21 protein-coding genes are annotated in these 23,964 nt (G+C 44.6%); 14 read left to right on the top strand and 7 right to left on the bottom strand.

Annotated elements, in window-relative coordinates; genetic code table 11:
* Window positions 1–152: 152 nt before the first annotated feature.
* The 5 genes from dnaA (at window position 153) to AWH66_RS24950 (ending at window position 7,057) form a co-directional block, all read left to right on the top strand.
* A complete protein-coding gene (dnaA, locus tag AWH66_RS24970) occupies window positions 153–1,559 on the top strand; it encodes a chromosomal replication initiator protein DnaA (protein ID WP_038224178.1) in 1,407 nt (468 codons plus the stop codon).
* A gap of 87 nt (window positions 1,560–1,646) precedes the next feature.
* A complete protein-coding gene (gene dnaN, locus AWH66_RS24965) occupies window positions 1,647–2,747 on the top strand; it encodes a DNA polymerase III subunit beta (protein ID WP_063604552.1) in 1,101 nt (366 codons plus the stop codon).
* Between the two features lie 15 nt (window positions 2,748–2,762).
* Window positions 2,763–3,845: a DNA replication/repair protein RecF gene (gene recF / locus AWH66_RS24960; RefSeq protein WP_063604551.1), complete on the top strand. Its 1,083-nt coding sequence runs from the start codon at window positions 2,763–2,765 to the stop codon at window positions 3,843–3,845.
* Window positions 3,846–3,857: 12 nt separating this feature from the next.
* The gene (gyrB, locus tag AWH66_RS24955) at window positions 3,858–6,275 is read left to right on the top strand and encodes a DNA topoisomerase (ATP-hydrolyzing) subunit B (RefSeq protein ID WP_063604550.1); all 2,418 of its coding nucleotides are present in this window, start codon (window positions 3,858–3,860) and stop codon (window positions 6,273–6,275) included.
* Window positions 6,276–6,622: 347 nt separating this feature from the next.
* Window positions 6,623–7,057, top strand: coding sequence for an Hsp20 family protein (locus AWH66_RS24950; RefSeq protein ID WP_006075097.1), 435 nt, complete (start codon window positions 6,623–6,625; stop codon window positions 7,055–7,057).
* A gap of 67 nt (window positions 7,058–7,124) precedes the next feature.
* Here AWH66_RS24950 and AWH66_RS24945 read toward each other — a convergent pair whose 3' ends face one another.
* The 3 genes from AWH66_RS24945 to glyQ all read right to left on the bottom strand — a co-directional run bounded on the left by AWH66_RS24945 (window position 7,125) and on the right by glyQ (window position 11,544).
* On the bottom strand, window positions 7,125–8,375 hold the full coding sequence (locus AWH66_RS24945) for a valine--pyruvate transaminase (RefSeq protein WP_063604549.1): 1,251 nt from the start codon (window positions 8,373–8,375) through the stop codon (window positions 7,125–7,127).
* A 175-nt stretch (window positions 8,376–8,550) separates the two neighbouring features.
* Complete coding sequence (gene glyS / locus AWH66_RS24940; RefSeq protein WP_063604548.1) at window positions 8,551–10,617, bottom strand: glycine--tRNA ligase subunit beta; 2,067 nt, start codon at window positions 10,615–10,617, stop codon at window positions 8,551–8,553.
* A gap of 18 nt (window positions 10,618–10,635) precedes the next feature.
* Window positions 10,636–11,544 (bottom strand): glycine--tRNA ligase subunit alpha, encoded by a 909-nt coding sequence (glyQ, locus tag AWH66_RS24935; protein ID WP_063604547.1) that lies wholly within the window; start codon window positions 11,542–11,544, stop codon window positions 10,636–10,638.
* A 403-nt stretch (window positions 11,545–11,947) separates the two neighbouring features.
* On the opposite strand from glyQ, the gene AWH66_RS24930 reads away from it, so the two are divergent.
* Both AWH66_RS24930 and AWH66_RS24925 read left to right on the top strand, forming a co-directional pair.
* The gene (locus AWH66_RS24930) at window positions 11,948–12,502 is read left to right on the top strand and encodes a TMEM165/GDT1 family protein (protein WP_038224185.1); all 555 of its coding nucleotides are present in this window, start codon (window positions 11,948–11,950) and stop codon (window positions 12,500–12,502) included.
* A gap of 141 nt (window positions 12,503–12,643) precedes the next feature.
* Entirely contained in the window at window positions 12,644–12,904 is a 261-nt protein-coding gene (locus tag AWH66_RS24925) for a hypothetical protein (RefSeq protein ID WP_063604546.1), read from the top strand.
* Between the two features lie 35 nt (window positions 12,905–12,939).
* Here the strand turns inward: AWH66_RS24925 and tusA are convergent, their stop codons facing one another.
* Window positions 12,940–13,188: a sulfurtransferase TusA gene (gene tusA, locus AWH66_RS24920; protein WP_006075103.1), complete on the bottom strand. Its 249-nt coding sequence runs from the start codon at window positions 13,186–13,188 to the stop codon at window positions 12,940–12,942.
* 133 nt (window positions 13,189–13,321) lie between these two features.
* On the opposite strand from tusA, the gene AWH66_RS24915 reads away from it, so the two are divergent.
* The 4 genes from AWH66_RS24915 to AWH66_RS24900 all read left to right on the top strand — a co-directional run bounded on the left by AWH66_RS24915 (window position 13,322) and on the right by AWH66_RS24900 (window position 16,239).
* On the top strand, window positions 13,322–13,507 hold the full coding sequence (locus AWH66_RS24915; protein ID WP_006075104.1) for a hypothetical protein: 186 nt from the start codon (window positions 13,322–13,324) through the stop codon (window positions 13,505–13,507).
* Between the two features lie 171 nt (window positions 13,508–13,678).
* Window positions 13,679–14,620: a LysR family transcriptional regulator gene (locus tag AWH66_RS24910; protein ID WP_063604545.1), complete on the top strand. Its 942-nt coding sequence runs from the start codon at window positions 13,679–13,681 to the stop codon at window positions 14,618–14,620.
* 84 nt (window positions 14,621–14,704) lie between these two features.
* A complete protein-coding gene (locus AWH66_RS24905) occupies window positions 14,705–15,316 on the top strand; it encodes a c-type cytochrome (protein ID WP_051867648.1) in 612 nt (203 codons plus the stop codon).
* Window positions 15,313–16,239, top strand: a complete 927-nt coding sequence (locus tag AWH66_RS24900; RefSeq protein ID WP_063604544.1) for a c-type cytochrome — start codon at window positions 15,313–15,315, stop codon at window positions 16,237–16,239. Before AWH66_RS24905 ends, AWH66_RS24900 begins: the two co-directional genes overlap by 4 nt.
* 53 nt (window positions 16,240–16,292) lie before the next feature.
* On the opposite strand, the gene acuI is transcribed toward AWH66_RS24900, so the two are convergent.
* The 3 genes from acuI to fadB all read right to left on the bottom strand — a co-directional run bounded on the left by acuI (window position 16,293) and on the right by fadB (window position 20,783).
* Window positions 16,293–17,273: an acrylyl-CoA reductase (NADPH) gene (gene acuI, locus AWH66_RS24895; protein ID WP_038224188.1), complete on the bottom strand. Its 981-nt coding sequence runs from the start codon at window positions 17,271–17,273 to the stop codon at window positions 16,293–16,295.
* Window positions 17,274–17,424: 151 nt separating this feature from the next.
* On the bottom strand, window positions 17,425–18,588 hold the full coding sequence (fadA, locus tag AWH66_RS24890; protein ID WP_038224190.1) for an acetyl-CoA C-acyltransferase FadA: 1,164 nt from the start codon (window positions 18,586–18,588) through the stop codon (window positions 17,425–17,427).
* 26 nt (window positions 18,589–18,614) lie between these two features.
* Complete coding sequence (fadB, locus tag AWH66_RS24885) at window positions 18,615–20,783, bottom strand: fatty acid oxidation complex subunit alpha FadB (RefSeq protein WP_063604543.1); 2,169 nt, start codon at window positions 20,781–20,783, stop codon at window positions 18,615–18,617.
* A gap of 220 nt (window positions 20,784–21,003) precedes the next feature.
* Between fadB and AWH66_RS24880 the strand changes: the two genes are divergently transcribed.
* Genes AWH66_RS24880 through hemG form a run of 3 tightly spaced genes read left to right on the top strand, consistent with a single transcriptional unit; the run spans window position 21,004 to window position 23,676 of the window.
* Entirely contained in the window at window positions 21,004–21,627 is a 624-nt protein-coding gene (locus AWH66_RS24880) for a YigZ family protein (protein WP_063604542.1), read from the top strand.
* A gap of 32 nt (window positions 21,628–21,659) precedes the next feature.
* Window positions 21,660–23,117: a TrkH family potassium uptake protein gene (locus AWH66_RS24875; protein WP_062463395.1), complete on the top strand. Its 1,458-nt coding sequence runs from the start codon at window positions 21,660–21,662 to the stop codon at window positions 23,115–23,117.
* Window positions 23,118–23,148: 31 nt separating this feature from the next.
* Window positions 23,149–23,676: a menaquinone-dependent protoporphyrinogen IX dehydrogenase gene (hemG, locus tag AWH66_RS24870; RefSeq protein ID WP_063604541.1), complete on the top strand. Its 528-nt coding sequence runs from the start codon at window positions 23,149–23,151 to the stop codon at window positions 23,674–23,676.
* Window positions 23,677–23,964: the final 288 nt, after the last annotated feature.

Genomic DNA, 23,964 nt, shown 5'->3' with positions numbered 1-23,964 from the left:
GCAAATTGTGTGGATCAAGCGAATTCAACCGAAAAAATTGTGAATAACTTAGATCTTATTCACTGGATCACTGATCATTTACTGGCGATCTTGGTTATCAACAGGTAAAATTACCAATCTTTTCCAATTCAAATAAATAGAGTGAGAGCACCGTGTCATCTTCGCTTTGGTTGCAATGTTCGCAACGACTACAAGAAGAGCTACCCGCTACCGAATTCAGCATGTGGGTCAGACCATTACAAGCTGAACTTAATGACAACACCCTAACTCTATTTGCGCCTAATCGCTTTGTATTAGATTGGGTACGTGACAGATACTTAAACAGCATCAACCGTTTACTTAAAGAGTATTGCGGTAATGACGTACCTAACTTACGTTTTGAAGTCGGCAGTAAGCCAGTTTCTGCGCCACCAGCGCCTAAGCCTGTTAAGACGGCCGCTGATGTAGCGGCAGAATCTTCAGCGCCAGCACAGTTGCAAGCACGTCAGCCTGTGCATAAAACGTGGGACGATGAGGCTGAAGTCTCAGATATCAATCATCGCTCGAACGTTAATATCAAGCATAAATTCAATAATTTCGTTGAAGGTAAGTCGAACCAACTCGGCTTAGCTGCTGCGCGTCAAGTTGCGGATAATCCTGGTGCAGCATACAACCCGCTGTTTTTATACGGCGGTACTGGTCTAGGTAAAACCCACTTGCTGCATGCGGTAGGCAATGCGATTGTTGATAACAAGCCGAACGCGAAAGTTGTGTACATGCACTCTGAACGTTTTGTTCAAGACATGGTAAAAGCACTACAAAACAACGCGATTGAAGAATTTAAACGTTACTATCGTAGCGTTGACGCATTGCTTATCGATGATATTCAGTTCTTTGCTAATAAAGAACGTTCTCAAGAAGAGTTCTTCCATACCTTCAATGCTCTATTAGAAGGTAACCAACAGATCATTCTTACCTCTGATCGCTACCCTAAAGAGATAAATGGGGTAGAGGATCGTCTAAAATCCCGTTTCGGTTGGGGTTTGACGGTTGCGATCGAGCCACCAGAGCTTGAAACTCGCGTGGCAATTTTGATGAAGAAAGCAGAAGATCATCAAATTCACCTTGCTGATGAGGTGGCGTTCTTTATTGCTAAGCGCTTACGTTCTAATGTTCGTGAGTTGGAAGGGGCACTTAACCGTGTTATCGCCAACGCGAACTTTACTGGCCGTCCTATCACTATCGACTTTGTTCGAGAGGCGCTGCGCGATCTATTAGCACTACAAGAGAAGCTAGTCACCATAGACAACATTCAAAAGACCGTTGCTGAGTACTACAAGATTAAAGTGGCCGACTTATTGTCAAAACGTCGCTCTCGTTCGGTTGCGCGTCCTCGCCAGTTGGCGATGGCTTTGGCAAAAGAGCTTACCAACCACAGTCTTCCGGAAATTGGCGATGCATTTGGTGGTCGTGACCACACCACAGTGCTTCATGCTTGTCGTAAGATTGCTCAGCTACGCGAAGAAAGTCACGATATTAAAGAAGACTATTCGAACTTAATTCGTACGCTTTCTTCATAATAGTGGCATAATCGCTATAATTAGCATTCAAGTTATTGTATTTCGCATATAAGTGGCATGGATTGCCAGCTTTACGAAGAGTTATCTATGAAATTTACTATCGAACGTCATCACTTATTAAAGCCGTTACAACAAGTCTCTGGCGCGCTAGGTGGGCGACCAACATTACCTATTTTGGGCAATTTGCTGTTGAAGGTTGAAGAAGGGGTGCTTTCTCTTACTGCAACCGACTTAGAAGTTGAGCTAGTAAGTAAAGTGACGCTAGAGAGTGAGTTTGAAGCGGGTAGTGTGACGGTACCTTCACGCAAGTTCCTAGATATTTGTCGTGGATTGCCGGATGACTCTACTATCACTATTGTATTAGAAGGCGATCGTGTACAAGTGCGTTCTGGACGCAGTCGTTTCTCGCTATCGACTTTACCAGCCAGCGACTTCCCAAATATTGAAGATTGGCAACAAGAAGTGGCAGTGACCGTTACTCAAGCCGAACTTAAATCACTGATAGAAAAAACACAATTTTCAATGGCGAACCAAGACGTTCGTTATTATCTCAACGGTATGCTGTTTGAGTTAGACCAAAACACGCTTCGTTCTGTTGCCACTGATGGCCACCGTATGGCAGTTGCTTTGGTGTCACTTGAAGGCAGTTTTGACAACAAACAAATTATTGTTCCGCGCAAAGGCGTGCAGGAGCTGTCTAAGTTATTAGATGCTCCAGAGCAACCAGTGACGCTGCAAATTGGCAGCTCTAATATCCGCGCAGAAGTGAATAACTTTATCTTTACTTCTAAGCTTGTTGATGGTCGTTTCCCTGATTATCGCCGCGTTTTGCCGCAAAATACCGATAAAACACTGGAAGCCAACTGCGACGAACTACGACAAGCATTCTCACGCGCCGCTATTCTTTCTAATGAGAAGTTCCGTGGTGTGCGAGTCAATCTAGACCAGAACGAAATGCGCATTACCGCGAATAACCCTGAACAGGAAGAAGCGGAAGAAATGTTAGACGTCGAGTTCCAAGGCGATGCATTAGAAATTGGTTTCAATGTGTCATACGTTTTAGATGTACTGAACACGCTGCGTTGCGATCAGGTCCGTATTTCTATGTCGAATGCCAATGCGAGTGCGTTGATTGAAAATAGCGAAGATGACAGTGCCATGTATGTGGTGATGCCGATTCGTCTCTAAGCTAGGCATGATGTTATGCCGCTTACGCGCTTAATGGTACAGCAATTTCGTAATATTAAAGCCTGTGATATAGAACTATCTACAGGCTTTAACTTTATTATTGGCCCTAACGGCAGTGGCAAAACCAGTGTCTTAGAAGCCATTTATCTACTCGGTCATGGACGCTCTTTTAAGAGCTCGCTAACAGGTCGAGTGATTCAAAATGACTGCCAAGAGCTGTTTGTTCATGGCCGTTTTTTGAACTCGGATCAATTTGAGATACCCGTTGGCATTAATAAGCAGCGTGATGGCTCAACTGAGGTTAAAATAGGCGGTCAATCTGGGCAAAAGTTGGCTCAGCTTGCCAAGGTGTTACCGCTGCAATTAATTCATCCAGAAGGGTTTGAATTACTGACGGATGGACCAAAATTTCGCCGTGCTTTTATCGACTGGGGTGTGTTTCACTCTGAACCGGGCTTTCATGAAGCTTGGGGACGATTTAAGCGTTTAAGTAAGCAACGTAATGCTCTACTTAAGAGCGCGACCAGTTATCGAGAATTGAGCTATTGGGATCGTGATTTGGCCCAGTTGGCGGAACAAATTGATGATTGGCGTCGGTGTTATGTCGAACAGATGCAAACTCTTGCCGAGGAAATGTGTCAGTCGTTTTTGCCCGAGTTTGAAATCAAACTTGGCTACTACCGTGGTTGGGAAAAAGACACGCCCTATGCTGAGCTATTAGAGCGCAACTTTGAACGAGACCAGAGCTTAGGGTACACCTTTAGTGGTCCTAATAAAGCCGACTTAAGAATTAAAGTGAACAACACGCCAGTTGAGGATGTGTTGTCTCGAGGTCAGCTAAAACTGATGATGTGTGCACTGCGTTTAGCGCAGGGACAGCATCTCGCCGAGTTGACTGGTAAGCAGTGCATTTATTTAATAGATGACTTTGCTTCCGAATTAGATAGCCTTCGTCGTAAACGCTTAGCGGATTACCTAAAACAGACGAACGCTCAAGTTTTTGTAAGTTCTATTACCCAAAGCCAAGTCGCCGATATGATTGACGAAAATGGCAAGATGTTTCATGTGGAACATGGCACAATAGAACCAGGTAAATAGTGAGAGAAACTCATGTCAGAAAATTACGATTCATCGAGTATTAAGGTACTAAAGGGTCTGGATGCAGTACGTAAGCGTCCGGGAATGTACATTGGTGACACGGACGATGGAACCGGTCTGCACCACATGGTTTTTGAGGTGGTTGATAACTCAATTGATGAAGCGTTGGCTGGTCACTGTAACGACATTATTGTGACAATCCATGAGGACAACTCTGTTTCTGTTAGCGATGATGGTCGTGGTATCCCGACTGAAATGCACCCAGAAGAGCAGGTTTCTGCTGCGGAAGTTATCATGACGGTACTTCACGCGGGTGGTAAGTTTGATGACAACTCATACAAAGTATCGGGTGGTCTGCACGGTGTAGGTGTTTCGGTAGTAAACGCCTTGTCGAAAAAAGTGACGCTAACCATTCATCGTGGCGGTCAAATTCATACTCAAACCTATCACCACGGTGAGCCAGAAGCGCCACTCGCTGTGGTTGGTGATACGGATAAAACGGGTACGGAAATCCGCTTCTGGCCAAGTGAAGAAACCTTCACTAACATTGAGTTCCATTACGATATCTTAGCAAAGCGTCTTCGTGAGCTATCGTTCCTAAACTCTGGTGTGTCTATCAAGCTGATTGATAAGCGCGAAGAAGACAAAATGGACCACTTCATGTTTGAAGGTGGTATCCAAGCGTTTGTTGAGCACTTAAACACCAATAAAACACCAATCATCCAAAAAATCTTCCACTTCGATAACGAGCGTGATGACGGTATTACTGTCGAAGTGGCGATGCAGTGGAACGATGGTTACCAAGAAAACATCTATTGCTTTACTAACAATATCCCTCAACGTGATGGTGGTACTCACCTTGCTGGCTTCCGTGCGGCGTTAACGCGTACGCTGAACACGTTTATGGATAAAGAAGGCTTTTCTAAGAAAGCGAAAACTGCGACATCAGGCGATGATGCGCGTGAAGGTCTAACTGCTATCGTTTCGGTGAAAGTGCCAGATCCTAAGTTCTCAAGCCAAACCAAAGACAAGTTGGTTTCATCGGAAGTGAAATCAGCGGTTGAGTCTGCGATGGGTGAGAAACTGTCTGAGTTCCTTGTTGAGAACCCTGGTGAAGCGAAGATTGTTTGTACCAAGATCATCGACGCTGCTCGTGCTCGTGATGCAGCACGTAAAGCTCGTGAGATGACTCGTCGTAAAGGTGCATTAGATTTAGCCGGTCTACCAGGTAAACTGGCTGACTGCCAGGAGAAAGACCCAGCGCTTTCTGAACTATACATAGTGGAGGGTGACTCTGCGGGCGGTAGTGCTAAGCAGGGTCGTAACCGTAAGAACCAAGCGATTCTTCCACTTAAAGGTAAAATCCTTAACGTAGAAAAAGCGCGCTTCGACAAAATGCTGTCTTCTCAAGAAGTGGCAACGCTGATCACGGCACTTGGCTGTGGTATTGGTCGTGATGAATATAACCCAGACAAACTGCGTTATCACAACATCATTATCATGACCGATGCGGACGTGGATGGTTCTCACATTCGTACGCTGCTATTAACGTTCTTCTATCGTCAAATGCCAGAGCTTATTGAGCGTGGCTACGTATATATTGCTCAGCCACCACTTTACAAAGTGAAGAAAGGCAAACAAGAGCAGTATATTAAAGATGAAGATGCCATGAACCAGTATCAAGTATCTCTGGCTCTAGATAACGCTGCACTGCATGTTAATTCTGAAGCACCTGCACTGGCTGGTGAAGCTCTTGAGAAGCTAGTTCAGCAATACAATGCTGCAGTTAAAACTGTTGACCGCATGAGTCGTCGTTATCCACATGCTATGGTTGGCGAATTCATGTATGTACCGCGTCTAACTGCTGAGCAATGTCATGACGCTGCGGCGGTGGAAGCATGGTCTAAACAGCTTGTTGAGCAGCTAAACAACAAAGAAGTGGGCGCAAGTCAATACAGCTTTGAAGTAGAACAGCACGCTGAACTGGGTGTAAACCTACCTAAAGTTGTGGTTCGTACCCATGGCGTGACTCATGAGCACGTTATCAGTGTTGATCTACTTAACTCGAAAGAGTATCGCCAATTGGCAGATACGTCAGAAGCGTTAGACGGTCTGATTGAAGAGGGTGCTTACATCAAACGTGGTGAGCGTACTCAAGAAATTACTAACTTCGTTGATGCTCTTGAGTGGTTAATCAAAGAGTCACGTCGTGGTTTAAGCCTACAACGCTATAAAGGTCTGGGTGAGATGAACCCTGATCAGCTGTGGGAAACAACCATGGATCCAGAGACTCGTCGTATGATGCAGGTGACGATTGAAGACGCGGTTGGCGCTGATCAACTGTTTACCACGTTGATGGGTGACCAAGTAGAACCTCGTCGTAACTTCATCGAAGAAAACGCACTGAAAGTGGCCAACCTAGACGTATAGACGGGTTGTTCTGCTAAACAAAAAAACGCTGCCTTAGGGTGGCGTTTTTTATTACTCGCGTATTCTTATTGTTGATAGTGAGTGTCCGTTTATAGAAAAAAGAGTAGGGCTCTCTTGAATATGGAGTGCATCATCCCTATATAAGGTAATGAAGAGGATGCCAACTTATGGGCCTCGGAAATAGCTGATCCCTTATTGCTCAAGAGAGGATAACGGTGGCAGCACACTATTTAGATTGATTCCAACTTATGTCCCGTTTATCAACAAACATCAGGGAATAAGCCATGAATCCCCTTAGTTCTTATGAATAATAGAGCTAAGACTATTGCTTAACTGAGGATAGTATTATGAGAACTGTAGATTTCACTCCTTTATACCGCAACGCAATCGGCTTCGATCGTCTATTTAATATGATGGAAGCGAACACCGCGAAAAACGCTTCAGGCGGTTACCCTCCGTATAACATCGAACAACAAGACGAGAACCACTTCCGTATCACTATGGCTGTGGCTGGCTTTGCTGAAGAGCAGCTCGATCTTACTCAAAAAGAGAATCTATTGATTGTTAAGGGTGAGCGTAAAGCTGAAGAAGGTAAAAACTATGTTTACCAAGGCATAGCAGAGCGCGATTTTGAGCGTAAGTTCCAACTAGCTGACTATGTGAAGGTGGTTGGTGCAAGCATGGAGAATGGCTTGCTTCACGTTGACCTAGAACGTGAAATACCAGAAGCGATGAAACCGCGTAAAATTGAGATCGGTGGTAATAAACTGATCGAAGGCTAATCATCAGCCTTGAAATAATTCTCGGAAATAAAGAGTGAAAGAGCGCCATAAGGCGCTCTTTTTAGTGTTAGGCTTCTGAGTAGGCTCTTGCTACCTCTTCCGCAATGATAGCGATGCCTTGCTGCATCTTGTCATCGTCTTGTACGTAGTTCATGCGTAAGCACTGATGAGCGTGATCCCATTCGTCTTCTTGGCCAATAAAGAAGTATTCACCAGGAACAATTAATACACCACGGTCTTTCAGTCGTTGGTACAGCTCCATGGTAGTAATCGGTAATTCATCAAACCAAAGCCATAAGAAAATTGCACCCTCTGGTTTGTGAATTCTAAAACGTGGGTCGGTTATGGCTGATTGCAGTAGCTCTACCGCACGCAGTGATTTCTGTTGATAGAAGGGCTTAATGACATTCGAACTTAAATCCAGCAGATCTCCTTTTTCAATCATATGATTGGCAAGCGCAGGACCAAAGCTCCCAGGAGCAAGACTAATGATGCCATTCATATTGGTCATCGCTTGCGTGACTTCTTCACTCGCAATAACAATGCCGCAGCGCAAGCCAGGTAACCCAAGTTTGGATAAGCTCATACATAGGATGGTGTTTTCATTCCAAAATGGTTCTACATCTTCAAAAATGATGTTTGGGAATGGCAGACCATAAGCATTATCAATAATCAGTGGGATATTGTTAGCACGAGCCAGTTTATCGAGCTTGTGGATCTCTTCGTCAGTCAGCACGTTACCCGTCGGGTTGGTTGGACGCGAGGCACAGATAGCTGCAACCGAATCATCGATTTTCAGGTGTTCAAAATCCACATGGTATTTGAATAAGCCACCGTCGAGTAATTCAATCTCTGGGTGATAAGAGACGAAGATATCTTCGTCAATGCCCGCGTCACCATAGCCAATATACTCTGGAGCAATAGGCAATAGAATTTTCTTGTGCGAGCCATCGGATTGTTTACCTGCAAGCAAGTTGAACAAATAGAAAAAGCCGCTTTGACTACCATTGGTTAGGCTGATGTTCTTTTCTGTTATTGCCCAGCCATAGGTTTCACGAAGCAGCTTAGCAAGCGCTTTAACAAAGGCATCTTTACCTTGTGGACCATCGTAGTTAGCCATAGCTGCGACGAGGTCGCCATTGGCGAGCATATCGGCACTGGCTTGGTGAAAGTACTCGAGCATTGCTGGGATAGCGGCTGGGTTGCCACCTCCGAGCATAATGGCACCTGGAGTGCGGAGGCCATCATTAAGATCATCCATTAATTGGGTAATACCTGAGTAACGATTAAATTTTTCACCAAACTTAGAAAATTGCATTGCTGTACCTAGTTCATTGTGTTCACTTGTTATATTTTTTCGGTTTTTTATCCTGCTGGTGGCAAGATTAATGTTTGAACATACATTAATGAAACTGTGAGGCAAAGCACTATTTGTGGTGGGAATAAAAAAAAGCCCAGTTAGGTAACTGGGCTTTTGCTGTTTTTCTAGAAAATTACTTTTGAATCAGTGAGATATCGGCAATTTGCAAGAATAGGTTACGTAGGTTGTTCAGTAGTGTTAGGCGGTTTTTCTTTAGCGCCTCATCGTCTGCCATCACCATTACGTTGTCGAAGAAAGCATCAACCGGTTCACGAAGATCTGCCAGTTTGCTTAGCGCTTCTTGGTAGTTACCTGTAGCGAAAGCAGGCTCTAGTGCTTCTGTCATGACTTCTACGTTTTCTGCCAGTACTTTTTCTGCATCTTCTTGTAGAAGTGCAAGGTCGATATCGGCTGCGAGTTCGCCATCAAACTTCGCTAGGATATTGCCGACACGCTTGTTTGCTGCAGCAAGTGATTCCGCCGCTTCCAGTTCGCGGAAGTGAGATACTGCTTTCACACGCTGGTCAAAGTCTGCAGGTTTAGTTGGACGACGTGCTAACACCGCCTGGATGATGTCTACGCTGAAGCCTTCGTCTTTGTACCATGCATTGAAACGACCAAGCATAAACTCAAGTACGTCTTCTTCAACATTTGCATTGGTTAGCTTGTCGCCAAATAGTGACTTCGCTTTTGCTATAAGGTCTGTAAGGTCTAAGCTGTAGCCGTTTTCTACGATGATACGCAACACACCTAGCGATGCACGACGAAGTGCAAATGGGTCAGAGCCCTTAGGTGCTTGACCAATACCGAAGATACCAACAATAGTATCTAGCTTGTCTGCCATCGCGACAGCGGATGAGATACCAGTGCTTGGTAGGTTATCGCCTGCAAAACGAGGCATGTATTGCTCGTATAGTGCTAGTGCTACTTGCTCATCTTCACCGTCGTGCGTGGCATAATGCATACCCATCACACCTTGAGTATCGGTAAACTCGAATACCATAGATGTCATTAGGTCACATTTAGCCAGTAGACCTGCACGCTTAGACTTTTCAACATCAGCATCGATTTGCTCAGCGATGTAGCCAGCAAGCTCAGTGATGCGATCCGTCTTGTCTTTGATAGTGCCAAGCTGCTTCTGGAAGATAGCTTGCTCTAGTTCAGGTAGACGGTCGATAAGCGGGCGCTTGCGATCTGTATTAAAGAAGAACTCGGCATCGGCTAGACGAGGACGTACAACCTTCTCGTTACCTTCGATAACGTAGCGAGGCTCTTTCGATTCGATGTTAGAAACGAAAATGAAGTTTGGTAGTAGCTTCTTGTTCTCGTCATAAACCGGGAAGTATTTTTGGTCACCCTTCATGGTGTAAACCAACGCTTCAGAAGGTACTTTTAGGAATTCTTCTTCAAACTTCGCAGTGAGTACTACTGGCCATTCAACCAGAGACGTCACTTCTTCGACTAAGTCATCTTCGAGATCCGCTACACCGCCAACCGCTGCCGCTGCTTTTTGAGAGTCCGCTAGAATGATGGCTTTACGTGCGTCATAGTCAGCCATCACTTTGCCGCGTTCTTCGAGGATCGCTGGGTATTGCTCTGCTGATTCGATAGTGAATTCTTGCTCACCCATAAAGCGGTGACCACGGATAGTACGATCAGACGCTACGCCTAGGATTTCGCCTTCAATAAGGTCAGAACCCATTAGCATCGTCAGTGTTTTAACTGGGCGGATAAATTGAGTGGTTTTATCACCCCAACGCATTGGCTTAGCGATAGGTAGATTAGCGAGTGCTTTCGCTGCAATTTCAACGATGATCTCAGACGTTGCCTGACCTTTCACCTCTTGTTTGAATAGCAGCCATTCACCTTTGTCAGTCACTAGACGCTCTGCTTGGTCAACAGTAATACCGTTACCACGAGCCCAGCCTTGTGCTGCTTTAGTTGCATTGCCATCAGCATCAAATGCTACCGATACTGCTGGCCCGCGCTTTTCAACCACTTTGTCAGCTTGACCTTCAGCCAGCGCTGAAACCTTAAGTGCTAAGCGACGAGGTGCGGCATACCACTTCACACCTTCGTGTGCTAGGTCTGCATCTTTAAGTTCAGACTCGAAGTTTGCTGCAAATGCTTCAGCAAGAGTGCGAAGTTGTGTTGGTGGTAGCTCTTCAGTACCTAGTTCAATTAGAAATTCTTTTGCCATGATTACTGTCTCCTCGCCTTATTTCTTACACATAGGGAAGCCAAGTGCTTCACGTGATGCGTAGTATGCTTCTGCTACTGACTTAGTCAGGTTGCGGATGCGAAGAATGTAACGTTGGCGCTCTGTTACAGAGATAGCTTTGCGAGCATCAAGCAAGTTGAACGCGTGGGCGGCTTTCAGAATGCGCTCGTAAGCCGGAAGAGGAAGAGGTTTCTCTAGTTCGAGTAGCTCTTTAGTTTCTTTCTCACATTGATCGAAATATGAAAATAGGAAGTCAACGTCAGCATGCTCAAAGTTGTATGTGGATTGCTCAACTTCGTTTTGGTGGAAGATATCACCATAAGTCACTTTGCTTCCGTCTGGCGCTGTGTTCCAAACTAGATCGTAAACAGAGTCAACTTCTTGGATATACATAGCAAGACGCTCGATACCATAAGTGATCTCGCCGGTTACTGGCTTACACTCAAGACCACCCACTTGCTGGAAGTAAGTAAACTGAGTGACTTCCATACCGTTTAGCCATACTTCCCAACCAAGACCCCAAGCACCAAGTGTTGGGTTTTCCCAGTTGTCTTCTACGAAGCGAATGTCATGCACTAATGGGTCGATACCAAGTACTTCTAGTGAGCCTAGATATAACTCCTGAATGTTGTCTGGAGATGGCTTTAGCGCTACCTGAAATTGATAGTAGTGCTGTAGTCGGTTCGGGTTTTCACCATAGCGGCCGTCAGTCGGACGACGAGATGGTTGGACATAAGCTGTCGACATTGGCTCAGGGCCAAGTGCGCGCAAACATGTCATTGGGTGAGAGGTGCCCGCACCTACTTCCATATCTAGAGGTTGTACAATGGTACAGCCATTTTGTGCCCAATAATCCTGCAGCGCGAGGATCATTCCCTGGAAGGTTTTGATATCGTATTTTTGCATAGTCAATTCGCGCGATTCTTTATCTGAAAAAGGTAAAAATAACGATCAAGTATACCCAGTAATTCCTTGGGGGAGTAGGGGTAAAAGTGGTTAATTAATCGTCATTATGCGAAAAAAGGTCAGTTTTTTGCTTTTCTCGCTTAACTGCGGCTTATGGGAAAGTGTTATTGTTGAATTTGATGGTTAGTGTGATTACAATACCGCCATCTTTGGGGAGTAGCTTATTCGGGCTCTAACAAGAGTCAGAATTCGTTCGTCAACATAATTGGTGCAAAATCACCATGGCGTTCGAGACTTGTGCCAACAAGTTTAGCAAGACCTTAGATAAACATCGTGAACCGGGGTGGGGCGCGAGGTTTATCTATAGGTTTAAAACTATAATCCCTGCCCCTTAGAGCATGTCGTGAGCGTTTTAGCTATTTCAATTACTACTGTCGCCTTAGCTGAGATTGGGGATAAAACCCAACTTCTCTCATTGTTGTTAGCCAGTCGTTACCGTAAACCTATTCCCATTATTGCAGCCATTTTTCTGGCAACGATAGCCAACCATGCACTTGCTGCTTGGTTAGGAGTTGTCGTCGCCGATTACCTTTCGCCTCAAGTTCTGAAGTGGGTTGTTGTCGTAAGTTTCGTAGCCATGGCTGGGTGGGTACTGATTCCCGATAAACTGGATGAAGAGGAAAGCATTTCCAACAAAGGCCCGTTTGTGGCCAGTTTCATAGCGTTTTTTATCGCAGAGATTGGTGACAAAACTCAAATTGCGACATCGATATTAGGGGCGCAGTATGCCGATGCCTTAATGCTGGTGGTCCTAGGAACTACCATTGGTATGTTGTTGGCGAATGTTCCGGTGGTACTGATAGGTAAGTTGTCGGCGGATAAATTGCCATTAGATTGGATTCGCCGAGTGACCGCTATTCTGTTTGTATTATTAGCAATTGGTGCGGCAGTTTTTTAATAACAATATCAACTAGCTAACGGTAATTTATTTAAGATCAAACTCTGGCTCGAATCTAGTGAGTTTCGTGATGTGTGACATATTAGTGTCACAATTGTCATGCTACTTTAATTATGTGGATCCTAGCGAGAGGGCAATACTATGCTTACACGTTACACAGGAATGACCGCAAAAAGTCAGAGTTCTTTATTTACGTTCGGTTTTGTTTTAACGGTTCTTGGAATGGTGCTCACCGACATGTGGACACCTATGGTAGTCGGTGCCATTGTGATGGCTGGGCTCTCTGTAGAGTCGTGGATTAGGGTGCAACATCTTATTCCCATGCACAAGGAAATACGTGCGATGCAAAAGCAGATTAAGCAGTTGCAATCGGAAGTCCGAACGCTTGAATATGATGAATAGTAAAAAGGCTGCATGATGCAGCCTTTTTTGATTCTTTACGCCAGACCTTTCTTGATTAAGTAAAGGTAAGGTATGGATTCCGTTTGTGATCCAAGTAATTGGTGATCCATAAAACGACAGAAGCTTGGGATGTCTCTCGTAGTAGAAGGATCGTCTGCTTTCACTAACAACACTTCCCCTTGTTCCATTTTACGAATTGTCTTCCTGACCATCATCACTGGCTCTGGGCAGCGCAAGCCTTCTGCTTCTAATGTTTGCGTTGCTAGGTCTGTATTGATTGTCATGGTGTGCTCTAATCTATAAAAAACAGCTCAAATTCTACTTATGAAGAAAAAATATGCAATAACTCTTGGCAAATGGATTTTTTTGTTTTAACTTTATTTAACAAGTTGGTAACAAAGAAGCAGGGGAGTAGCTATGTTAACCGCTTTAGATAGATTGACGATTTATTCAGTGCTTTGCTTTATTGCGTTCTGTGCCTTGGTATTAAAGACTTCAGCAGAGCCAAGCTTTGTTCCTTTAATTGGATTAAGTGCTTCAATCCTAGGGATTTGGATTGAGATGAGACGCTGGCAAGATGTTTCAGAAGAACAAGAAAGTTAACATTTTATAAACATCTGGCTAATTTAGATTTCTAACACTATACGACATTCCGACACTATCCCCATTTTCTTGGGCTTCCCCGCTGTCAAAGGCGGGATTTTTTTTATCTGGCGCTAGGTAAAGATATTCAGGCTCGGTGTACACTATAAAAGAACCCGTTAGGAAGTGTTTATGGAACTGGAAGAAATCTATCGTCGTGACTTGAATCTGTTGGTTGCGTTAAAAGTGTTGGTCGAGGAAGGTAGTGTTAGTCAAACTGCTGTGCGCTTGAACCTTAGTCAGTCGGCAACCAGTCGTGTTTTAGGTCGGCTTAGAGACTTATTGGGCGATCCACTGTTTACCCGTCAAGGGCAACGAATCATTCCTACCAGTAAAGCATTGGAAATCTGCAAACAAATTGATGCGCCGTTAGAATCATTCCGCCAACTTCTAACACCGAGTGAGTTCAATCCATATTACTGCAATGAGCGTTTTCTTATCGCCACCACTGACTACGCTATGCAGACCATACTTCCTTATGCCTTACCTATGGTGTATCAGCAGGCGCCTAACATTTCGCTAGAGTTTGCTCCACTGCAACACGAAAGCCTCTTTAAGCAATTGAGTACCGATAAGGTAGATATGGCTATCTGCAGACCATCAGGTTCTGTCTCACCTTTGCATCAAGATATATTAGGTCCTGTAGGGGTTTCATGTTTAGTGTCTAAACAGCACCCACTTGCGGAAAAGCCACTATTACTCGAAGACTATATTAATGCGCCGCACGCCATGATTGCGATAAGTGATGGTGTAAAATCATTACTTGATGCTGCATTGGTTAATCAGAACCCAAGAAGAATGGTGTTACGGGCTTATCACCTTGAAGCCGCATTGGCGATTGTTGATTCCATGCCTCTTATTATTACCGTTCCTGCCGATCTAGCGTATTTGGTGGCAGAGCGATATGACTTAGTGATTAAGCCATTGCCATTTGCGTTCACACCATTTGATTATTCGTTGATTTGGCATTCACGCTGCGATACTTCTGAGTCCCAGCAATGGTTGCGCAAAGTGTTGAAACAAGAATGTGGCAAATTGATTACTAAAAGAATTGAAGATGTAGGGTTAGGCTAGCAGTCGGTCGAATTGAGACCTTCATTTCCTTGTATTCACTAATCTTTATCCTAGTTTTACTTAAAAACAACAAAGGAATGAGCAATGAATATCAAAAGGATTATCGTTGGGCTAGCTGCTATAAGCCTTACTCATACTGCTCTCGCCAATAACATCATGGAGGCGTGTATCGACTGCCATGGTTCTGATGGTGTTGGTAGAGAAAACACTATCCCTAACCTTCGAGGGCAGCCTAAAGCCTACTTAGAGGCTCAAGTCCTTGCGTTTAAATCTGGCCATCGAACTAGCAGCTTTATGGAGCCTATCGTTCACGACGTTGCAGATGATCAGCTGGTACTCGCTGCTGATTTCTATGCCTCCATTCCCGTTGATACTCCTGAAACCTTGCAATGGCGAGGTGATAAGTGGCCTGCTGATATGCCATTGGGTGAACGAATAGCATACAGTGGTAAATGGAATAGCAATGTACCAGCTTGTGTTAGTTGCCACGGGCCCAATGGGGTGGGTGTTGCACCAAGTTTTCCTATGCTTATGGGGCAAAATAAAGACTACTTAATCAATCAACTCAACGCTTGGAAAAATGACCAACGTCCTCCGGGTTTGCTAGGGACGATGGTCACTATTTCTAAAGCACTCAGTGAAGAAGAGATCGAAGCTGTTGCGGAATATTTCTCATCGCAAGGAGGTTCTTTATGAAAACTCATTATCTAATCGCTTTGCTTGCTGGTTCTCCTTTCGTTGCCTTTGCTGATCAATATAAAGAGCTTCACCCCATAGAGCCTGGTAGGGCGTTGAACGAAGGTGAAACCCTTCATCAAGTATCTCATTGGGATAACTTACCAAAGGGTGAAATGGGGGAGTCGATAAAGCGTGGGTATTCATTGTTTATGAATACCCAGCAATTGAAACCGACGGGAAGAGTGAATAATGGTATGAACTGCACCAATTGCCATCTCGGAGGGGGGAGTGTAGCCAATGCGGCACCTATGTGGGCTGCTTTTGTATCTTACCCTGCCTATCGTTCTAAAAATAAACGAGTAAATACGTTTGAAGATCGATTGCAAGGTTGTTTTCTTTATTCTATGAATGCAAAAGATGGCCAGCCCCCAGAGGTATTAAGCCAAGAAATATTGGACCTTAATGCTTACTCTTATTGGTTGTCGTTTGGAGTGTCTGTTGATAATAAGTTGCCTGGAAGAGGATTTGGAAAACTAGATAAACCTGTGAAGGCACCTAGTTACAAGCGTGGCGAAAAGGCTTATCAAGAAGAATGTTCTGTATGCCATGGCGAAAATGGACAAGGACGACAGGTGGGTGGACGTTATGTCTTTCCTGCACTTTGGGGACCGGATAGTTTTAACTGGGGAGCAGGAATGCATCGAGTAAATACTGCTGCTACGTTCATAAAACACAATATGCCTTTAGGGCAAGGTGGAACATTAACAGATCAGCAAGCTTGGGATATCGCGTTGTTTATGGATAGCCATGAACGACCACAGGATCCACGCTTTGATGGTGACATTAAGTCGACGAAAGAAGCTTTTCATAATCATAATGGAGAGTACGGTAAACCAAGCCCTGCTAATAATAAGCAAATACTCGGTACTAAGGCGTACTAAATACAAAAGGCTCTCATGATGAGAGCCTTTTCAATAGTATATGTTATCTAAGATTAGATCTTAATTGTCACACGACCAGTGATAGCACCATTAGTGATATCTTCTGCAGCTTGAATAGCTTCTTCCAATGCCACTGTTTTGCTTGCTTGAGCGTAGTAGGACTCAGGAAGTAAAGTTGCCAATTGTTCCCATGCTTTGATACGTTTCTCGCGAGGGCACATTACTGAGTCAATACCCTGTAGGCGGACATTACGTAGAATGAATGGCATAACGGTTGTTGGCAAATCAAAACCACCTGCCAGACCACATGCTGCGACCACACCGTTATAGTTCATTTGAGCCAATACTTTCGCGAGAAGTTTGCTACCTACAGTGTCAACCGCTGCAGCCCAAACTTGACGCTCAAGTGGCTTAGCTGGTTCTTCAAGCTCACTACGTTCAACAATACGAGAAGCGCCAAGAGAAGTGAGTAATTCACCATTTTCTGAAGCACGACCTGTGACTGCTGCGACTTTGTAGCCGAGTTGGTTTAGTAGCGTTACTGATACACTGCCTACACCACCACTTGCGCCAGTTACCAATACTTCACCATCTTCTGGTTTGATGCCAGCATCAACAATCGCTTGTACGCAAAGCATAGCCGTGAAGCCAGCAGTACCGATAGCCATGACCTTTTCTGCATCTAGACCAGCAGGCATTGGTACTAACCAATCACCGTTTAGGCTTGCTTTCTCTGCCATGCCACCCCAGTGATTCTCACCGACCCCCCAGCCAGTGAGAACCACTTCGTCGCCTTCCTTATAACGAGGGTCATCAGATTGAGACACTACGCCAGAAAGATCGATACCCGGTACCATTGGGAAATTGCGAATAATTTTGCCTTTACCCGTAATCGCCAACCCATCTTTGTAGTTCAAAGATGAATATTTTACATCTATTTTTACATTACCTTCTGGAAGCTGAGACTCATCTACTTGTGAAATAGTAGCGATTGTTTTTTTATCTTCTTGGTTAAGTAACAGTGCTTTGAACATGGTTGTCTCCAATGAGTTGACGTGTTATCTGCAGCAGAGTGTAGGCGACAAATAGGTAAAAAAAAAATGAAACTTGAACATTTGATGTATGCATTTTATGCATAAATAAAAACAGCTCCGCAAGCGGAGCTGTTTTTACGTTCAGATGGGGTTATGGACGTTCGAATATGGTCGCAATGCCCTGACCCAAACCAATACACATGGTCGCTAGACCGATCTTCGCATCTTTGCTTTCCATAATATTGATAAGCGTGGTGGAAATGCGAGAGCCTGAGCAGCCCAATGGGTGTCCAAGTGCGATAGCACCACCGTTAAGGTTTACTTTCTCATCAACCACATCCAATAGACCCAGATCCTTAGCACATGGCAGTGACTGAGCAGCAAATGCTTCATTAAGTTCAACAATGTCAATATCATCCATTGTCAAACCTGCACGCTTCAGTGCTTTTTGAGTCGCAGGTACTGGACCATAACCCATAATAGAAGGATCACAACCAGCAATGGCCATTGAGCGGATTTTTGCACGAATAGGTAAACCTAGCTCGTTAGCTTTATCTTCACTCATGATCAGCATGGCAGAAGCACCATCAGATAACGCAGATGAAGTCCCTGCTGTGACCGTGCCGTTTGCAGGGTCAAATACAGGACGTAGCTTAGATAGACCTTCCACGTTAGTTTCCGGACGAATAACTTCATCGTAATCTAAAGTGAAGAGAGAGCCGTCTTCTGCGTGACCTTCTGTTGGTAGAATTTCGTTTTTGAAGCGTCCTTCTACGGTTGCAGCTTGTGCACGTTGGTGACTGCGGGCAGCGAACTCATCTTGTTGTTCGCGGCTAATTCCATGGAGTTTACCTAGCATCTCAGCCGTTAAACCCATCATGCCTGCTGCTTTTGCAACGTTCTTTGACAGTTGCGGATGAAAGTCAACGCCATGAGTCATTGGGACATGACCCATGTGTTCTACACCACCGATAAGACAGATTTCTGCGTCGCCTACCATGATAGAGCGTGCCGCGTCATGCAGAGCTTGCATTGATGAACCACACAAACGGTTAACGGTAACCGCGCCAATTTCAATAGGTAAACCCGCGAGCAGTGCAGCATTACGTGCCACGTTAAAGCCTTGCTCTAATGTTTGCTGCACACAGCCCCAATAGATATCTTCAATTTCTTCAGGTTTGACTTGTGGGTTGCGAGCCAAGATCCCTTTCATAAGATGCGCTGATAGATCTTCAGCACGTTGATGCCTAAATGCACCACCTTTGGAACGACCCATCGGTGTGCGAAGACAATCAACAACGACAACATTTTTCATTTTGATATTCCTCTTCCAATGGGTAATTACAGTGAGCCAGTTTGCTGCAGTTCATAGAAGCGCTTACCAGAGCTTGCCATGTCTACTAGCGACTGAGGGACTTTGTACATTGCACCCAATGACTCGTATTGTTTCGCCATTGCTACGTAGTTATCGATACCAATACTATCTAGGTAACGGAATACACCACCGCGGAATGGAGGGAAGCCCAATCCATATACTAGAGCCATGTCGGCTTCTTGTGGTGTTGCAATGATGCCTTCTTCAAGACAAAGTGCTACTTCGTTGATCATTGGAATCATCATACGTTGAATGATGGTATCGTCGTCGAACGCTTGGCTTGGTTTGCAAACCGGTTCTAGCAAGCTAGTGATGTCTTCACTTGGTGCTTTCTTTGGTCGACCACGCTTGTCTGTAGTATACGCGTAGAAGCCAGAGCCATTCTTTTGACCGTAGCGAGTGTTACTAAAGAGAACATCGATAGCATCGCGTTCTTCTTTAGCCATACGTTCAGGGAAACCTTCCGCCATTACAGCTTGAGCGTGGTGAGCGGTATCGATACCAACAACATCGAGAAGATAAGCAGGACCCATAGGCCAGCCAAACTTGCGCTCCATGACTTTATCAATCTGAATAAAGTCAGCACCATCACTTAATAGCTGACTAAAGCCACCAAAGTATGGGAAGAGTACGCGGTTAACAAAGAACCCTGGGCAATCATTAACGACGATTGGTGATTTACCCATTTTTGCTGCATAAGCCACAACACGATTAATGGTTTCTTCTGATGTGTGCTCACCGCGAATGATTTCGACCAGAGGCATACGGTGTACTGGATTAAAGAAGTGCATACCACAGAAGTTTTCTGGGCGTTTGAGTGACTTCGCAAGCACATTAATAGGAATCGTCGACGTATTCGATGCAATGACAGTATTCTCACCGATCAATCCTTCGACTTCGCTCAATACTGACGCTTTGATCTTTGGATTTTCAACGACCGCTTCGACAATCACATCGCTCTGTTCGATGCCTGCGTAATGAAGGCTTGGAGTGATAGATGCCAATACGCCAGCCATCTTAAAGCCATCAATGCGACCGCGTTGCAAGCGTTTGTTCAGCAGTTTGGATGCTTCAGTCATGCCAAGCTCTAAAGAAGCCTGAGCAATATCTTTCATGATTACGGGTACGCCTTTAAGCGCAGACTGATAAGCAATACCGCCACCCATGATGCCAGCACCTAGCACGGCAGCACGCTCGGTGTCTTTACCTGACTTCGCGGCTTTCTTAGCAAGACCCTTAATGTATTGGTCGTTAAGGAAGATACCAACTAGCGCGTTGGCTACATCAGAGCCAGCTAGTTGAATAAAGTAGTTTGCTTCAATATCAAGAGCCTGATCTCGGCCAGAGCGAGCTGCTTCTTCAATGGCTTTTACTGCTGCCATTGGCGCTGGATAATGTGGTCCAGCCTTCTGTGCAACAAGACCTTTAGCCATGGTGAAGCTCATCATCGCTTCAAGTTTACTCAGTGTCAGTGGAGACAATTTCGCTTGGCGGCGTGCTTTCCAATCAATTTTCTCATTGATGGCTAATTGAATCGTGTTAAGTGCAGATTCATATAGAGCATCGGTTTCGACGATTGCGTCGAGTAAACCAAGCTTTAGCGCTTCACCTGAGCGACATGCTTTACCTTGTGTGATGATTTCCATCGCGCTATCAGCACCAATGAGGCGTGGCAGACGCACGGTGCCGCCAAAGCCAGGCATAATGCCAAGTTTAGTCTCTGGAAGGCCGATGCTGGTGGTTTTATCACCAATTCTAAAATCTGTTGCTAATACACACTCACAACCGCCACCAAGCGTATGACCTTTTAGGGCTGAAAGTGTTGGAACGGGCAGGTCTTCTAACTTGTTGAAGATGCTATTTGCAAAACCAAGCCACTCTTTGAGCTCTGCTTTTGGCTTGGCAAACAATCCCAAGAATTCCGTGATATCGGCGCCAACGATAAATGCGCTTTTATCTGTAGTGAGGATTAGACCCTTTAAATCATTCCATGCTGCAAGAGCATCAAGTGCTTTGTCTAGGGCTTCAAGAGTAGCCAGATCAAGTTTATTGACCGACTGGGGAGAGCTAAAACACAGTTCGGCGATGCCGTTGTGTACTTCCTTTACCTGTAGGGTTTCAGATTGGTAAATCATTGTCATTCTCCGTGACAGACAATCCGTGATTGTGCGAAAGCGGTAGTTATTGTTTTTGCTTCTGGTTAGACCAGTTGTCTAATATTGAACCGCATTGAATTTAATTTCAATACATTTTTTAAACAACTGTTTAACATTATGACCGTGGTCCAATCTTGGAGTCAATCCTATTCACCCATGATAGAATACCCTTTTTAGGCTACAGATCTCATAAATCCTAATGAACTCAACTGCATACTTGATACCAGAGCACTCTGTGATTTTTGAAGAAGAAATCAAAAAGAGTGTCTTCATCACACAAATTGCCCATACACCCAGTATTGAAAGTGCTAAAGCGTTTATCGATGATGTGAAGAAAGAACACAGTAGTGCCAGACATAACTGCTGGGGCTTTGTTGCTGGTCGTCCAGAAAATTCCATGATGTGGGGCTTTAGTGATGATGGTGAGCCATCCGGCACCGCAGGAAAGCCTATTTTGGCGCAGTTGAGTGGTTCCGGGATTGGAGAATTGGCGGCCGTTGTTACTCGCTATTCTGGTGGAATTAAGCTCGGAACTGGCGGATTAGTGAAAGCTTATGGTGGTGGAGTTCAACAAGCACTTAAGCTAATTCAAACAATAGAAAAAAAAATCACCACACAATTACGACTAGAGTTAGACTATGCATTTGTAACCACAGCTCAGTCTGAACTTAGTAAGTGTTCTGCAGTAGAAGTGGAATCTCACTATAGCGATAAGGTTATTCTTATTGTAGAAGTTGAGGTGAACAAGGTTGATGCACTCACGCAAAGCATAATTAATAAAAGTGGAGCCAAGGCAATGGTTTCTCCAGTAGAACACAACTAGGACGTAACGAAGCGAAGCTTCATTCAACATATATGCAATTTCGATCCATAATCCGCATTGTCGGGCTTCTTTTAGCGCTGTTCAGTGTGTCAATGCTTGCGCCAGCTCTTGTCGCGCTCATCTATCGTGATGGTGCGGGTGTGCCTTTTGTTACGACCTTTTTTGTCTTACTAGTTTGTGGAGGCTTTTTCTGGTTTCCCAACCGACGCCACAAACACGAGCTCAAAGCTCGTGATGGCTTCCTTATTGTGGTTTTGTTTTGGACAGTAATCGGCAGCGCCGGTGCCTTACCGTTCCTTATCTCCGATTTCCCTAATGTGTCGATAACCGATGCATTCTTTGAATCTTTCTCTGCCTTAACTACAACTGGTGCGACGGTTATTGTTGGTTTGGATGAGTTACCTAAAGCGATATTGTTTTACCGTCAATTGCTACAGTGGTTTGGGGGCATGGGGATCATTGTACTCGCGGTTGCTATTTTACCAGTATTAGGTATTGGTGGTATGCAGTTATATCGAGCAGAAATTCCTGGTCCAGTAAAAGACAGCAAAATGACACCTCGAATTGCTGAGACAGCAAAGGCGCTTTGGTACATTTACTTAAGCTTAACCATCGCTTGTGCAGCTGCATTCTGGGTAGCTGGTATGACACCGTTTGATGCGATAGCCCATAGTTTCTCAACCATTGCGATTGGTGGGTTTTCTACTCACGATGCGAGCATGGGCTACTTTGATAGCCATGCTATCAATATGATTACCGTGGTATTCCTGCTTATATCGGCCTGTAACTACTCTCTGCACTTTGCTGCATTTGCTTCAGGTGGTGTACATCCTAAGTATTATTGGAAAGATCCCGAGTTTAGAGCTTTCATCTTTATACAGGCGGTGTTATTTCTGATCTGCTTCCTTATTTTATTGAAGCATCACTCCTATAACTCTGTATACGATGCGTTTGATCAGGCACTGTTCCAGTCGGTATCTATTTCGACGACGGCGGGCTTTACCACTACTGGATTCTCGGAATGGCCACTGTTTTTACCAGTGTTGCTACTGTTCTCTTCTTTTATTGGTGGATGTGCGGGCTCGACGGGCGGTGGTATGAAGGTAATTCGTATTCTATTACTTACTCTGCAAGGTGCTCGTGAGATGAAACGCCTTGTACACCCGAGAGCGGTATATACCATCAAAGTGGGTGGGACAGCACTGTCTCAGCGTGTCGTGGACGCCGTTTGGGGATTTTTCTCGGCTTACGCACTGGTGTTTGTGGTCTGTATGTTAGCGTTAATTGCTACTGGTATGGATGAGCTTAGTGCGTTCTCGGCAGTTGCGGCCACGTTGAACAATCTCGGCCCGGGTCTTGGAGAAGTCGCCGTCCACTTTGGTGAGGTCAATGATAGCGCTAAGTGGGTGCTCATCGTTTCGATGCTATTTGGCCGACTTGAAGTGTTCACCCTTCTTATTCTATTAACTCCTGCATTTTGGCGTAGTTAACCAGCCTGCTTATTAAGGTAAAGGAAACATCGTGGAAAAAGTTCTCTATCTCTATTCTTCTCGTGAAGGACAAACGACAAAAATCATTACGCGTATTGCTGAGCAATTAGGTGATAATGCCGCCACTATCGTCAATTTACACCAAGAGATGAACATTAATCTTGATGAGTTCGATAAAGTGCTTATCGGGGCATCAATCCGATATGGTCATTTAAATAAAAAGCTCTATCAGTTTTTAAATGCCAACAGTACTAAGTTGGCGTCAATGAAAGCCGCATTCTTCTGCGTCAATCTGACCGCAAGAAAAGAAGAACAAGGAAAAGACACGCCGGAAGGCAGTGCTTATATAAAGACGTTCTTGAAAAAGTCACCTTGGCAACCGGAGTTAATAGGTGTGTTTGCCGGCGCGTTGTATTACCCACGTTATAATCCTTTTGACCGCTTTATGATTAAACTGATTATGACGATGACCGGCGGAGAAACAGATACTTCAAAGGAAGTGGAATACACTAACTGGGACAAAGTCAGCTTGTTTGCGGATAAATTTGCTCAGCTATAACAAGAAAATGTCGATTTTTGCGTCGTTTTGAGCTGTTTTTAATCGAACGATAAAAAAACACGAAAAACTTCGAAAAAAGGGTTGCCAAGAAGATTTCGATCTCTATAATGCCCCCTCGCTGACACGGGAACGCAGACGAAAGTTCGCATCCAGTCAGAAGGTCTCAAGCTTCTAAGAAGCTTAGTAAAATAAGTTGAAAAAAGTGGTTGACACGACAACTTATCTCGCTAAAATGGCCGTCCGTTTTGAGCAAAGCTCGAAACAAGCTCTTTAACAATATAAACCTAT

Source organism: Vibrio barjaei (assembly GCF_001639065.2).
Lineage (GTDB): Bacteria > Pseudomonadota > Gammaproteobacteria > Enterobacterales > Vibrionaceae > Vibrio > Vibrio barjaei.
This window is presented reverse-complemented; position numbering and strand designations above follow the sequence as displayed.

Excerpts from the sequence above, each read along its gene's own strand:
- dnaN (WP_063604552.1), top strand. The coding sequence starts at position 1,647 with ATGAAATTTACTATCGAACGTCATCACTTATTAAAGCCGTTACAACAA.
- recF (WP_063604551.1), top strand. The coding sequence starts at position 2,763 with ATGCCGCTTACGCGCTTAATGGTACAGCAATTTCGTAATATTAAAGCC.
- gyrB (WP_063604550.1), top strand. The coding sequence starts at position 3,858 with ATGTCAGAAAATTACGATTCATCGAGTATTAAGGTACTAAAGGGTCTG.
- AWH66_RS24950 (WP_006075097.1), top strand. The coding sequence starts at position 6,623 with ATGAGAACTGTAGATTTCACTCCTTTATACCGCAACGCAATCGGCTTC.
- AWH66_RS24945 (WP_063604549.1), bottom strand. The coding sequence starts at position 8,375 with ATGCAATTTTCTAAGTTTGGTGAAAAATTTAATCGTTACTCAGGTATT.
- glyS (WP_063604548.1), bottom strand. The coding sequence starts at position 10,617 with ATGGCAAAAGAATTTCTAATTGAACTAGGTACTGAAGAGCTACCACCA.
- glyQ (WP_063604547.1), bottom strand. The coding sequence starts at position 11,544 with ATGCAAAAATACGATATCAAAACCTTCCAGGGAATGATCCTCGCGCTG.
- AWH66_RS24925 (WP_063604546.1), top strand. The coding sequence starts at position 12,644 with ATGCTTACACGTTACACAGGAATGACCGCAAAAAGTCAGAGTTCTTTA.
- tusA (WP_006075103.1), bottom strand. The coding sequence starts at position 13,188 with ATGACAATCAATACAGACCTAGCAACGCAAACATTAGAAGCAGAAGGC.
- AWH66_RS24915 (WP_006075104.1), top strand. The coding sequence starts at position 13,322 with ATGTTAACCGCTTTAGATAGATTGACGATTTATTCAGTGCTTTGCTTT.
- AWH66_RS24910 (WP_063604545.1), top strand. The coding sequence starts at position 13,679 with ATGGAACTGGAAGAAATCTATCGTCGTGACTTGAATCTGTTGGTTGCG.
- AWH66_RS24905 (WP_051867648.1), top strand. The coding sequence starts at position 14,705 with ATGAATATCAAAAGGATTATCGTTGGGCTAGCTGCTATAAGCCTTACT.
- AWH66_RS24900 (WP_063604544.1), top strand. The coding sequence starts at position 15,313 with ATGAAAACTCATTATCTAATCGCTTTGCTTGCTGGTTCTCCTTTCGTT.
- acuI (WP_038224188.1), bottom strand. The coding sequence starts at position 17,273 with ATGTTCAAAGCACTGTTACTTAACCAAGAAGATAAAAAAACAATCGCT.
- fadA (WP_038224190.1), bottom strand. The coding sequence starts at position 18,588 with ATGAAAAATGTTGTCGTTGTTGATTGTCTTCGCACACCGATGGGTCGT.
- fadB (WP_063604543.1), bottom strand. The coding sequence starts at position 20,783 with ATGATTTACCAATCTGAAACCCTACAGGTAAAGGAAGTACACAACGGC.
- AWH66_RS24880 (WP_063604542.1), top strand. The coding sequence starts at position 21,004 with ATGAACTCAACTGCATACTTGATACCAGAGCACTCTGTGATTTTTGAA.
- AWH66_RS24875 (WP_062463395.1), top strand. The coding sequence starts at position 21,660 with ATGCAATTTCGATCCATAATCCGCATTGTCGGGCTTCTTTTAGCGCTG.